General features: G+C 68.0%; 12 protein-coding genes. 7 read left to right on the top strand and 5 right to left on the bottom strand.

Annotated elements, in window-relative coordinates; genetic code table 11:
* Nucleotides 1–9 precede the first annotated feature (9 nt).
* From SNE35_RS27400 to SNE35_RS27390, 3 genes are read left to right on the top strand one after another with little or no spacing between them, the layout of a single operon-like run.
* Nucleotides 10–642: a Rieske 2Fe-2S domain-containing protein gene (locus SNE35_RS27400; protein WP_320426227.1), complete on the top strand. Its 633-nt coding sequence runs from the start codon at nt 10–12 to the stop codon at nt 640–642.
* Complete coding sequence (locus tag SNE35_RS27395) at nt 639–1,496, top strand: aromatic ring-hydroxylating dioxygenase subunit alpha (RefSeq protein WP_320426226.1); 858 nt, start codon at nt 639–641, stop codon at nt 1,494–1,496. Before SNE35_RS27400 ends, SNE35_RS27395 begins: the two co-directional genes overlap by 4 nt.
* A 2-nt stretch (nt 1,497–1,498) precedes the next feature.
* Nucleotides 1,499–2,134 (top strand): glutathione S-transferase family protein, encoded by a 636-nt coding sequence (locus SNE35_RS27390; protein WP_320426225.1) that lies wholly within the window; start codon nt 1,499–1,501, stop codon nt 2,132–2,134.
* A gap of 3 nt (nt 2,135–2,137) precedes the next feature.
* On the opposite strand, the gene SNE35_RS27385 is transcribed toward SNE35_RS27390, so the two are convergent.
* Nucleotides 2,138–3,346 (bottom strand): MFS transporter, encoded by a 1,209-nt coding sequence (locus tag SNE35_RS27385; protein ID WP_320426224.1) that lies wholly within the window; start codon nt 3,344–3,346, stop codon nt 2,138–2,140.
* 71 nt (nt 3,347–3,417) lie between these two features.
* On the opposite strand from SNE35_RS27385, the gene SNE35_RS27380 reads away from it, so the two are divergent.
* Nucleotides 3,418–4,221: an AraC family transcriptional regulator gene (locus SNE35_RS27380; protein ID WP_320426223.1), complete on the top strand. Its 804-nt coding sequence runs from the start codon at nt 3,418–3,420 to the stop codon at nt 4,219–4,221.
* Here SNE35_RS27380 and SNE35_RS27375 read toward each other — a convergent pair.
* Nucleotides 4,209–4,712 (bottom strand): acyl-CoA thioesterase, encoded by a 504-nt coding sequence (locus tag SNE35_RS27375; RefSeq protein WP_320426222.1) that lies wholly within the window; start codon nt 4,710–4,712, stop codon nt 4,209–4,211. The two genes, SNE35_RS27380 and SNE35_RS27375, sit on opposite strands and share 13 nt — an antisense overlap.
* A gap of 82 nt (nt 4,713–4,794) precedes the next feature.
* Nucleotides 4,795–6,054, bottom strand: a complete 1,260-nt coding sequence (locus SNE35_RS27370; RefSeq protein ID WP_320426221.1) for a glycerate kinase type-2 family protein — start codon at nt 6,052–6,054, stop codon at nt 4,795–4,797.
* 145 nt (nt 6,055–6,199) lie between these two features.
* Between SNE35_RS27370 and SNE35_RS27365 the strand changes: the two genes are divergently transcribed.
* The 3 genes from SNE35_RS27365 to SNE35_RS27355 all read left to right on the top strand — a co-directional run bounded on the left by SNE35_RS27365 (nt 6,200) and on the right by SNE35_RS27355 (nt 9,487).
* A complete protein-coding gene (locus tag SNE35_RS27365; protein WP_320426220.1) occupies nt 6,200–7,651 on the top strand; it encodes an aldehyde dehydrogenase family protein in 1,452 nt (483 codons plus the stop codon).
* A 46-nt stretch (nt 7,652–7,697) separates the two neighbouring features.
* A complete protein-coding gene (dbpA, locus tag SNE35_RS27360) occupies nt 7,698–9,104 on the top strand; it encodes an ATP-dependent RNA helicase DbpA (protein ID WP_320426219.1) in 1,407 nt (468 codons plus the stop codon).
* 161 nt (nt 9,105–9,265) lie between these two features.
* A complete protein-coding gene (locus tag SNE35_RS27355) occupies nt 9,266–9,487 on the top strand; it encodes a hypothetical protein (protein WP_320426218.1) in 222 nt (73 codons plus the stop codon).
* Nucleotides 9,488–9,496: 9 nt separating this feature from the next.
* On the opposite strand, the gene SNE35_RS27350 is transcribed toward SNE35_RS27355, so the two are convergent.
* Both SNE35_RS27350 and SNE35_RS27345 read right to left on the bottom strand, forming a co-directional pair.
* Nucleotides 9,497–11,281 carry a glutamine--tRNA ligase/YqeY domain fusion protein gene (locus tag SNE35_RS27350; protein WP_320426217.1) on the bottom strand — a complete coding sequence of 595 codons (1,785 nt, stop codon included), beginning with the start codon at nt 11,279–11,281 and terminating at the stop codon, nt 9,497–9,499.
* Between the two features lie 58 nt (nt 11,282–11,339).
* Nucleotides 11,340–12,497 carry a low temperature requirement protein A gene (locus tag SNE35_RS27345; protein WP_320426216.1) on the bottom strand — a complete coding sequence of 386 codons (1,158 nt, stop codon included), beginning with the start codon at nt 12,495–12,497 and terminating at the stop codon, nt 11,340–11,342.
* Nucleotide 12,498 lies beyond the last annotated feature (1 nt).

Below are 12,498 nucleotides of genomic sequence, written 5' to 3'. Positions count from 1 at the left end.
GGGACGACGATGAGCTGGCAACCGGTCCTGCCCTCGCAGGCGCTGCAGGCGTCGGACAACATCGTCGCCGGCTTCCTGCACGGCGAGGAACTGGCGCTGTGGCGCTCGGTCGATGGCGTCGCCCAGGCCTGGGAGAACCGCTGCCCGCATCGCGGCACGCGGTTGACGATGGGGCGCATCCTGGAAGGGCGGCTTTCCTGCGCGTACCACGGCTGGGAGTTCGAAGCCGGTACCGGCAACTGCAGCCACATCCCCGCGCAACCGCAGCAGGCCGCGCCGCAGGGCGTGTGCGTCAAGACCTGGCGCGTGGCCGAAGCGCAGGGCATGGTGTGGGTGTCGTCGCGAGCGATCGGCACGGCGGCACCCGCCCTGGCCGCGCGTGCCGAGCAGCAGTTCTGCCGCTCGCTGTCGGTGCGTCGCTCGGGCGAGGCATTGCAGCAGCGCCTGCGCGCCCTTGGCTTTGCCGAGTCGCAGCCCTGCGTCTGGCACGGCGAGCTGGGCGGCGTGCCGGCGACGCTCTATCTCAACGAGGCCAAGGCCGACTGGACGATGCTGCACCTGTTCGCCCGCACGGCAGATGAGGCGGCTGTGGCCACCCAGGCATCGCGCCGGCTGCGCGATGCGATCGAGGAGGGCGCATGAGCGGCTTCAACACCATTGATCCGAACATGCTGGGCGACTGGCTGACCGTCGGCCCGGCCACGCGCCTGGACCACGGCGCCTACGAGACGAAGCTGCTCGGCAGCCGCGTGCGCCTGTGGCGCGATGAGGCTGGCCAACTGCAAGCCTGCGCCGCCGATGGCCGCACGCTGCAGGCGCAGCAGCGCTACGGCTACCTGTGGGTCTGCGCCGGCGAAGGCGCCGAGCCCAGGCCCCTGTTCGACTTCCCCGAGTTCGACGAACCCGGCCGTCGCATCGTCGATTGCGACGGCATCGGCGTGAACGTCTCCGGCCTGCGCATGGTGGAGAACTTCCTCGACATGGCGCACTTCCCCTACGTGCACTCGCACTACCTCGGCGAGGTGCCGCATACCGAGGTGGCGCCGTACAAGGTCAGCATCGACGAGGAGGCCGACGAGATCTGGGCCACCGAGTGCCGCTTCTACCAGCCGCGCACTTCGGGCAGCGCCACCGAGGGTGTGGAGGCGCAGTACCGCTACCGCGTGATGCAGCCGATGACGGCGATGCTCTACAAGACCTCGGTGCCGCGCCCCGGTGCGCAGGACGCGATCGGCCTGTTCGTGCAGCCGGTCGACGAGGAGCACATCATTGCCTACTGCCTGCTGGCCTATTTCGAGGACACGCTTAGCGACACCGAGCTGATCGCCTTCCAGCACACGATCTTCGGCCAGGACAAGCCGATCCTCGAGAACCAGATGCCCAAGAAAATGCCGCTGGTGGCCGGCATGGAGACGCCGACCCGCTGCGACGCGATGTCCGGTGCCTACCGCCGCTGGCTCCGGAAGCGCGGCATGAGCTACGGCGCGATCGCCTGATCATGAAGCTCTACGACTACGAACTCTCCGGCAACTGCTGGAAGGTGCGCTACCTGCTGAACGCGCTGGGGCAGCGCTTCGACAGGCAGCCGATCAACTTCCACCCGGGCCGCGAACACAAGTCGGCCTGGTTCATCGAGCAGGTCAACCCGCTCGGGCAGATTCCGGTGCTGGAGGACGGCGGCTTCCTGCTGCGCGACGCGCAGGCCATCCTGGTCTACCTTGCGAGTGCCTACGACCCGTCGGGCCGCTGGTATCCGGCCGGAGCGCGTGCCCGTGGCGAGATCCAGCTGTGGCTGGCGGTGGCCGAGGACATCACCCGCAGCGCCTCGGCGGCGCGCCTGCACGATGGCTTCGGCTTCGCGCACATCGACCTGGAGGCCGCGCGCCGCAGTGCGCGCGCGCTGTTCCGCCAGCTCGACGACCACCTGGCTGAGCGCCAGCAGCAGGGCCAGCGTTGGCTCGTGGCCGGCGAGCGTTCGACGATCGCCGACCTGGCCTGCTTCCCCTACGTGGCGCTGGCGCCCGAGGGCGGCATCGCGCTGGACGAATGGCCCGCGCTGCGCCGCTGGGTCTGGGACTTCCGGCACCAGCCGGAGTTCATCGGCATGCCCGGCATCCTCGCGCCGGGGCTTTGAGAATCAGGCCTTCTTCCGAATTGTCGGAAGGAGTGCCGCCGTGATACCCAGCAGCGGCAGCCAGGCGATCGTCTCGTAGACGAAGTCGATGCTGGTGCGGTCAGCCACGATGCCCAGCACCGCGGCGCCCAGGCCGCCCATGCCGAAGGCGAAGCCGAAGAACAGGCCTGAGACCATGCCCACCTTGCCGGGGATCAGCTCCTGCGCATAGACCAGGATGGCCGAGAACGCCGAGGACAGGACGAGGCCGATCAGGATCGTCAGCGCCGTGCTCCAGAACAGGTTGGCGTGCGGCAGCAGCAGGGCCAGCGGGGCCACGCCCAGGATGCTGAACCAGATCACCGGCTTGCGCCCGATGCGGTCGCCGATCGGGCCGCCGGCGAGGGTGCCCAGCGCCGAAGCGAACAGGAAGATGAACAGGTGCATCTGCGCGCTCTGCACCGAGACGTGGAACTTCTCGATCACGTAGAAGGTGTAGAAGCTCGACAGCCCGGCGATGTAGAAATACTTCGAGAAGATCAGCAGCAGCAGGATGCTGACGACGAAGGCCGTCTTGCCCGGCGGCAGCGGTGCCTTGGCGGCGGGTTTCATGGGCTTGCCCTTGGCGGCCAGATGCTGGTGTGCATACCAGCGGCTGACCTGGCTCAGCAGCGAGATCCCGACCAGGGCCACCAGCGCGAACCACGCGACGCTGCGCTGGCCGAAGGGCTCGATCACCAGCGCGGCCACCAGCGGGCCCAGCGCGCTGCCGGTGTTGCCGCCGACCTGGAACAGCGACTGCGCCAGACCGTGTCGCCCGCCCGAAGCCATGCGCGCCACGCGCGACGATTCGGGGTGGAACACCGACGAACCCGTGCCGACGAAGGCCGCGGCCAGCAGCACGGTGCCGTAGTTCGGTGCAAAAGCCAGCAGCAGCAGGCCGCACAGCGTGAAGCCCATGCCGATCGGCAGCGAGTAGGGCGTCGGCTTCTTGTCGGTGTACAGGCCGATCAGCGGCTGCAGCAGCGAGGCGGTCAGCTGGTATGTCAGCGTGATCAGGCCGATCTGGGTGAAGCTCAGCGAGAACGTGCCCTTCAGGATCGGATACATCGCCAGGATCAGCGACTGCATCATGTCGTTGATCATGTGCGAGGCGCTGATGAAGCCGATGATGCGGAAGACGGTCCGGTTCGGAGCGCCGCTCGTGGGGATGGAGGCGGGGATTGCAGACATGGCGCGAAGAATAAGGGTTAGCATCGATGTCTGTCTTGCGCCGTTCGGGCGATGACTTTTGCAAAAAGGACATGAACTACTCTGTTCCCTCCTACCCCGTTCCCTCGCTGCCCGAGCGCCTGATCGACATCGACGCCTCGACGATGCCGATCTTCAGCAAGGCCACCGACTACCCGCGCGGCCACCTGATCGCCCGCCACTCGCACAACAAGGGTCAGCTGATCTACGCCTCCAGCGGCGTGATGGTGGTGACCTCGGACGACGGCCAGTGGGTGGTGCCGCCCACGCGGGCGATCTGGATGCCGACGGGCTTCGTGCATGGCATCCGCTGCGTAGGCGACCTGCGGATGCGCAGCCTCTACGTGCGGCCGGAGGTGGCGCCCCAACTGCCCGCGCTGCCGCAGGCGGTGGGCGTGTCGGGGCTGCTGCGCGAGCTGATCCTGGCGGCGATGACCCTGAGCGAGAGCTACGCCGCGGATTCCCGCGACGGGCGCCTCGCCGCACTGATCATCGACGAGCTGCAGGCGCTGCCGGTGCTGCCGCTGCACCTGCCGCAGCCCGGCGATGCACGGCTGCGCCGGATCTGCGAGCGCTTGCAGGCCCAGCCCGATGACGACACCACCTTGCAGGACTGGGCGCTGCGCCTGTCTGTCGACGTGAAGACCCTGCAGCGCAGCTTCGCGCGCGAGACCGGCATGACCTTCGGCCAGTGGCGCCAGCAGTCCCGCCTGATGCACGGGCTGGAGCTGCTGGCCGGCGGCGAGAAGGTGATCAACGTCGCGCTGGCGCTGGGCTATGCCAGCCCGAGCGCGTTCGCGACGATGTTCAAGCGGCAGTTCGGGCAGACGCCCAGCGAGTTCTTTCAGTTGGCCTGAGGAGGCTGTTCCATCTTGCGGCTGGCCTCCAGCCGCTGCGCGAACTCATGCCGCAGATCCTTGCGCACCTTGGCGGCAGCGTGGCGGCGCTCTTCATCGGCATTGCCCGGTACCAGCTTCGGCACGGCCACCGGCTTGCGGTTGTCGTCCACGGCGACCATCGTGAAGAAGCAGCTGTTGGCGTGCCGCAGCTCCTGCGTGCGGATGTTCTCGGTCAGCACCTTGATGCCCACCTCCATCGACGAGGTGCCGGTATGGTTGATCGAGGCCTTGAAGGTGACCAGTTCGCCGACGTGGATCGGCTCGCGGAACATCACCTGATCCACCGACAGCGTGACGACGTAGCGGCCGGCGTAGCGGCTCGCGCAGGCGTAGGCCACCTGGTCGAGGAACTTGAGGATGGTGCCGCCGTGGACGTTGCCGGCGAAGTTCGCCATGTCCGGCGTCATCAGCACCGTCATTTCCAGTCGATGTTTGTGTTCGTCGCTCATTGGAGCCCCTCGGTCGATGGGTACATCGCCCGGTCCCCCGAGGGGACGCGAGCTTGCTTGGGGCGGCCCTGCGCTGCGCTCGTCATTCGATATAGATCGCGCGGAAGTCGTTGACGTTGGTCAGCGTCGGGCCCGTGACGATCGAGTCGCCCAAGGCCTGGAAGAAGCCGTGGCCGTCATTGTTATCCAGGCTGGCGCGCGGGTTGATGCCTTGTGCCCAGGCACGTGCCAAGGTGTCGGGCGTGCAGACCGCGCCGGCGATCTCCTCGGCGCCGTCGACGCCGTCGGTATCTCCAGCCGCCGCGTACACGCCCTTCAGGCCGTTGAGCCCGACGGCCAGGCTCAGCAGGAATTCGACGTTGCGCCCGCCACGGCCCGTGCCCGTCAAGGTCACCGTCGTCTCGCCACCGGACAGCAGCACGCAGGGCCGCTTGAACGGCTGTTCGTGCACCACCACCTGCCGCGCGATGCCGGCCATGGCCAGGCCCAGGTCGCGCGCCTCGCCTTCCAGGCTGTCGCCGAGGATGTAGGGCGTGATGCCGGCGTCCAGCGCCACCTGGGCTGCGGCCACCAGCGCGATCTGCGGGGCGGTGATCATGCGCGTCTCGCTGTTGGCCAGGCGCGGATCGCCGGGCTTCACCGTCTCGGCCTCGCCGTTTTCGAGCCGCGCGCGCACGGCCGGCGGGATCTCGATGCGGAAGCGATCGATGATGGCCAGCGCGTCCGCGCAAGTCGTTGGGTCGCCCACCGTCGGGCCGGAGGCGATGTCGATCGGGTCGTCGCCCGGCACGTCGGAGATCAGCAGGGTCACCAGCCGCGCCGGGTGGCAGGCCGCGCCCAGCCGGCCGCCCTTGATGGCGGACAGGTGCCGGCGCACGCAGTTCATCTCGGAAATCGTCGCGCCGCTGGCCAGCAGCGCCTTGTTGATCGCCTGCTTGTCCTGCAGGGTCAGCCCCGGCGCGGGCGACACCAGCAGGGCCGAGCCGCCGCCGGAGATCAGCGCGATGACGAGGTCGTCCTCGGTGAGGCCGCTGACCTTGTCCAGCAAGCGCTGCGAGGCGGCCAGGCTGGCAGCGTCGGGCACCGGATGGGCGGCCTGGATGATCTCGATCCGCTCGCAGGGGACTTCATAGCCGTAACGCGTGACCACGACGCCCTCCAGCGGGCCGGGCCAGTGCTTTTCCAGCGCCTGCGCCATCGCGGCCGAGGCCTTGCCGGCACCGATGATGATCGTGCGGCCCTTCGGCGGGGACGGCAGATGCGGCGGCAGGCACAGGGCTGGCTGGGCTGCGGCGACGGCGGCGTCGAACATCGAGCGGAGCAGGGTGCGCGGATCGGTCATGTCGGGTCCTGGGCGTCTTCTCGTAGGGGCGGAGGGCGCACGAACCATACCAGCGGATCGGCAAGCGATTCTTCGCCAGAATCGAAGTAAGCTCACGCGCTTTCAGGATCCAATCCGCCTTTTCACATTGCAGGAACGCTCCACCATGACCTCGTCCTCTCAGCAACGCTTCGACAACCTCATCAACGGTGAATGGGTGCCCGGCGCCAGCTACGCCCCGAACATCAACCCGTCGGACGTCAGCGATGTGCTGGGCGAGTACGCGCAGGCCGATGTGGCGCAGGTCGAGGCGGCCGTTGCCGCCGCGCGCGCTGCCTTCCCGAAGTGGAGCGTCTCCGGCATCCAGGCCCGCGCCGACGCGCTGGACAAGATCGGCACCGAGATCCTGGCCCGCCGCGACGAACTGGGCCGCCTGCTGGCCCGCGAAGAGGGCAAGGTGCTGCCGGAAGCGATCGGCGAGGTGGTGCGCGCCGGCAATATCTTCAAGTTCTTCGCCGGCGAATGCCTGCGCCTGTCGGGTGAGATCCTGCCCTCGGTGCGCCCGGGCATTGGCGTCGAAGTCACGCGCGAACCGATCGGCGTCGTCGGCATGATCACGCCCTGGAACTTCCCGATCGCGATCCCGAGCTGGAAGATCGCCCCCGCGCTGGCCTACGGCTGCTGCGTCGTGCTGAAGCCGGCCGACCTGGTGCCGGGCTGCGCCTGGGCGCTGGCCGACATCATCCACCGCTCGGGCATTCCGGCCGGCGTGTTCAACCTGGTGATGGGTCGTGGCAGCCTGGTCGGTAACGCGATCGTGACGAACCCGCAAGTCGACGCGATCAGCTTCACCGGCTCGGTAGGCGTCGGCCGCCAGATCGCGCAGACGGCCGTGGGCCTGGGCAAGAAGGTGCAGCTCGAGATGGGCGGCAAGAACCCGCAGGTGATCCTGGACGACGCGGACCTGAACCTGGCCGTCGAGCTCAGCGCCAACAGTGGCTTCTTCTCGACCGGCCAGCGCTGCACGGCGTCCAGCCGCCTGATCGTCACCGAAGGCATCCACGACAAGTTCATCGCCGCGCTGGCCGAGCGCACGAAGAAGCTGAAGGTCGGCGCCGCGCTGGCTGCCGGCACCGACATCGGCCCGGTCGTCTCGCAGGCGCAGCTCGACCAGGACATGAGCTACGTGACCCTGGGCCAGGAAGAGGGCGGCAAGATCGTCGCCGGCGGCTCGCTGGTCGAGTACGAGACCAAGGGCTTCTTCATGGCCCCGACCTTGCTGACCGAAACCACGTCCGCGATGCGCATCAACCGCGAGGAAGTGTTCGGCCCGGTCGTCAGCGTGATCCGCGTGAAGGACTACGAGGAAGCGCTGGCCGTGGCCAACGACACGCCGTTCGGCCTGTCCGCCGGCATCGCCACGACCTCGCTGAAGTACGCCACGCACTTCAAGCGCCACTCGCAGGTCGGCATGGTGATGGTCAACCTGCCGACGGCGGGCGTGGACTATCACGTACCCTTCGGCGGCCGCAAGGGCTCGTCCTACGGTCCGCGTGAGCAGGGCCGCTACGCGGCCGAGTTCTTCACCGTGGTGAAGACGGCCTATACGCTGGCTTGAACGCTGGCCTGAGAAAGTGATCGGAGCGCTCGGGGACAATAGCCCGATGAGCGCTCCCTTCACCGAACTTTCCGAACTCTCCGCACCGATGCTGGCCAACCTGGCCCAGCTCGGCTACGAGCAGATGACGCCGATCCAGGCCGCCAGCCTGCCGCACGCGCTGGCCGGCCAGGACCTGATCGCCCAGGCCCAGACCGGCAGCGGCAAGACGGCCGCCTTCGCCATCGCGCTGCTGCACCGCCTCGATGCCGCCGATCCGCGCACCCAGGCCCTGGTCCTGTGCCCGACGCGAGAGCTGGCCGAACAGGTCACGCAGGAGATCCGCCGCCTGGCCCGCGCGGCCGACAACGTCAAGGTGCTTACCTTGACCGGCGGTTCGCCAATGAAGCCGCAGATGGAGAGCCTGGCTTTCGGCGCGCACATCGCCGTCGGCACGCCGGGCCGCGTGCTCGATCATCTGGATCGAGGCAGCCTGGACCTGTCGGCGCTGAACACGCTGGTGCTCGACGAGGCCGACCGCATGCTGGACATGGGCTTCGTCGACGACATCAAGTCCGTCGCCAAGCGCGCGCCCAAGGCCCGCCAGACCTTACTGTTCTCCGCCACCTACCCGGAAGGCATCGCCCAGCTCAGCGCGCAATTCCTGCGCGAGCCCCGGCGGATCGAGGTCGCCACCGCCGCGCCGGCGCAGATCCGCCAGCTCGCCTACGAGGTGGCCGAGGACGAACGTCTGCACGCCGTCTCGCTGCTGCTGAACCACTTCCGCCCGGCCAGCGCGATCGCCTTCTGCAACACCAAGCGCCAGTGCAACGACCTGGTGGACGTGCTGAGCGCCCAGGGTTTCGTCGCGATGGCCCTGCATGGCGACCTGGAGCAGCGCGATCGTGACCAGGTGCTGATCCAGTTCGCCAACCGCTCCTGCTCGGTGCTCGTCGCCACCGACGTGGCGGCCCGCGGCCTGGACATCGCGCAGCTGGAATGCGTGATCAACGTGGACACGACGCCCGACGCCGAGGTCCACATTCACCGCATCGGCCGCACCGGTCGTGCCGGCGCCGAGGGGCTGGCGCTGACGCTGGCGAGCCTGGACGAGATGGGACGTATCGGCCGCATCGAACAGATGCTGGGCCGCGAATCGACCTGGGGCAAGCTCGACGAGCTGAAGCCCGCGCCCGGCGGCCCGCTGCTGCCGGCGATGGACACCCTGCAGATCCTCGGCGGCCGCAAGGACAAGATCCGCCCCGGCGACATCCTCGGCGCGCTGACCGGCGAGGCCGGGTTCACGGCCGCGCAGATCGGCAAGATCAACGTGACCGACTTCCACAGCTACGTGGCGGTGGAGCGCAGCATCGCCCGCGAGGCGGTGAAGCGGCTGAGCAACGGCAAGCTCAAAGGCCGCAAGGTCAAGGTGCGGCGCATGGCCGACCTGGCCTCTGCTGAAGGTGACCGTTAGGTCGTGACGTAGTTCCACGAACACCCGACCGCGGGGGTGATCCCCCAAACAGTGGGTAATTCCTGCGGCGTTTGCACGTGCAGCGCCCGCATCATCGGCCTAGTCTTGCGTCAACGGTTCTGCAAAAGAATGCGTTGCAGCCGTACACGTTGGAGCAGTACATGGACACCACCACCGCTTCCGCCAGCAAACGCCCGCCCTCGAAGTTCGAGCTGCGCTTCCAGTCGCTGTTCCACAGCGGCAAGGCGCTGATCTTCCCCTGCGACGAGCATGGCTCGGTCTTTCTCGACATGCTCAGCGAGCGGGCGCGCGAGAACTACCTGTTCGCGCGCGCCGTCATCGGCCACGAGTACGCCACGCCGGTCGTCCTCGCGAGCGATTGAACCAGACGTTTACTTCGCCCAGTTGCTGTCGCGCAGCCCGGTGATCTTGTTGAAGACCGGCTTGTCGGCGCGATGATCGACGCGATCCGCCACGAAGTAGCCGTGGCGTTCGAACTGGAAGGCGGCGCCGGCCGCCACGTCCTTCAGTGAAGGCTCCAGCCAGGCCTGGACCACCTTCAGGCTTCCCGGGTTCAGCACCTCCAGGAAGTCCCGGCCGCCCGCATCGGGCTGGGCCTCGGTGAACAGCCGGTCGTACAGCCGCACCTCGGCGGCGACGGCGTCCTGCACGCCGACCCAGGTGATCACGCCCTTGACCTTGATCGCGTCGGCGCCCGGCGTGCCGCTCTTGGTGTCCGGCACGATGGTGGCCAGCACGGCGGTGATCGTGCCGTCGGCATCCTTCTCGCAGCCGGTGCACTCGACGACGTAGCCGTACTTCAGGCGCGTCTTGTTGCCCGGGAACAGGCGCTGGTAGCCCTTGACCGGCACTTCCAGGAAGTCGTCGCGCTCGATCCAGACCTCGGAGCCCATCTTGAACTCGCGCGTGCCGAGTTCCGGCAGGTGCGGGTGGGCGGGGGCGTGGGACAGCTCGACGTGGTCTTCGCTGCCGAACAGCTCGGCCCAGTTCGTGAACTTCAGCTTCACCGGGTCCAGCACCGCGCAGGCACGGGCGGCCTTGCCTTCGAGGTCGGCGCGCAGGTAGCCGTCGAGCACCGAGTAGTCGATCCAGGAATTGCTCTTCGTCACGCCGGTCGAGTCGACCATGTTGCGGATGCTCTCCGGCGTGTAGCCGCGGCGACGCATGCCGACCAGGGTGGGCATGCGCGGGTCGTCCCAGCCCTTGACGTGCTTCTCCTCGACCAGCTGGCGCAGCTTGCGCTTGCTGGTGACGACGTAGCTGAGGTTCATGCGGCCGAACTCGTATTGCTTGGGCAGCGGGTGGGCCAGCAGGCCGCCGGCGGCGAGCGATTCGAGCAGCCAGTCGTAGAACGGGCGCTGGTCTTCGAACTCCAGCGTGCAGACGCTGTGGGTGATCCGCTCCAGCGCGTCCTCGATCGGGTGCGCGTAGGTGTACATCGGGTAGATGCACCACTTGTCGCCGGTGTTGTGGTGGGTGGCGCGGCGGATGCGATACAGCGTCGGGTCGCGCAGGTTGATGTTGGGCGAGGCCATGTCGATCTTCGCGCGCAGCACCATCGCGCCGTCGGCATGCTTGCCGTCGCGCATCTCGCGGAAGCGGGCCAGGTTTTCCTCCGGCGTGCGCGAGCGGAACGGGCTGTCGGTGCCGGGCGTGTTGAAGTCGCCGCGGTGCAGGCGCATCTCTTCGGGCGTCTGCTCGTCCACGTAGGCCAGGCCGGCGGAGATCAGGTACTCGGCCGCGCGGTACATGAAGTCGAAGTAGTTGCTGGCGAAGAACAGATGCGAGGTGTCGTTCGATTCCCAGTTCCAGCCCAGCCACTTCACCATCTCCTCGATGGCGTCGACGTACTCCTGCTCTTCCTTCTCCGGATTGGTGTCGTCGAAGCGCAGGTGGCAGATGCCGCCGTAGTCGCGTGCCAGGCCGAAGTTCAGGCAGATGCTCTTGGCGTGCCCGACGTGCAGGTAGCCGTTGGGCTCGGGCGGGAAACGGAGGCGCACCTTGGCCGGATCGGGGGCGCCCGCCTGGTGGTGGGCGGCATCGCCGGGCGTGCCGGCGAAGTTGCGGCCGGCGTTGGTGCCGGCCTCGAGATCGCGTTCGATGATGGCGCGCAGGAAGTTGCTGACCTTGACGGTGTCGTCGGCGGAATGGGACATGAATGCCAACGCCGCCCGGCGAGGGGCGGCGCGTCGAGTTATCGGGTTAGGTCGATTATCACTGCCGCTGCGTGCAGCCGTCCCAGGCCGCGACGATCAGCAGCAGTGCGACGATGCCGGCGCACAGCGCCAGCAGGCTCAGGCCCAGCGCCGTCGCGGCGGCTGCCCACACCGCCAGCCCCAGCAGCCCGGCGATGTGCGAGGCCGGCACGCTGCCGTAGACGACCCGGCGGAACAGCGCATTGCCGAGCAGGTACAGCCCCGGCCCGCCCAGGGTGGCCGCCACGTGCTGGAGGCCGACGTGCTCGTGCGGATGCGCCATCAGCAGCTCGCAGCCCACGGCCACGACGATCACGCTGCCGACGATCAGCACGTGCAGGTAGTGGAACAGCGCGCCCATGCCGCCCGGGTCGGCCGCATGGGCGATGCGATGGCTGGCATCGCGGCTGCTGGTGTCGAAGTAAATCCACCACAGCACCAGGCTGGTGGCGAAGGCGAGGGCGAAGGCCAGCGGCGTGTCGCCGCCCCAGTCGGCCGACTGGGCCAAGGTGGCGCCGGTGACGAGGATCGATTCGCCCAGCGCGACGATCACGAACAGCTGGCAGCGCTCGGCCAGGTGGCCGCCTTCGATCGTCCAGTCCTGCGTGCTGGAGCGCCCCAGGCCCGGCAGCACGAAGCCGAACATCGGCGAGACGTATTCGCACAGCACGGCCACCGCCCACAGCGCCAGCCGCAGCGTGGCGTCCTCCTGCAAGGCGCCAGCGATCCAGAAGATGCCGGAGATCACGGTCCAGCCGAGGATGCGCAGGAAGTTCGGCGTCAAGGCGTTTCCACGGCCCAGGCACAGCAGCACGAAGACCGAACGGCCGACCTGCAGGCCCACGTAGCAGGCGGCGAAAAGCAGCCCGCGCTCGCCGAAGGCCTCGGGAATCGCCGCCGACATCGGCAGCGCGACCAGCATCAGCGCGAACAGCAGCACACGGATCTGCAGCTTCTCCGGGTCGAACCAGTTGGTTACCCAGCAGGTGTATTGCCAGCCGAGCCAGACGGCGAACCACAGCAGCAGGGTCTGCAGCGCGCCGATCGGGCTCATGTGCTCCAGCAGGCGGTGCGAAAGCTGCGTGACCGCGAACACGTAGACGAGGTCGAAGAACAGCTCGACGCTGGAGACCTTGGCTTCCTCGCCGTGGATGCGTTCGCGCAGCAGTGTGCTCATG

This window comes from Roseateles agri (assembly GCF_034043675.1).
GTDB lineage: Bacteria > Pseudomonadota > Gammaproteobacteria > Burkholderiales > Burkholderiaceae_C > KK5.
Note: the sequence above shows the minus strand (reverse complement) of the source record. Positions and strands in the feature narration are given on the sequence as shown.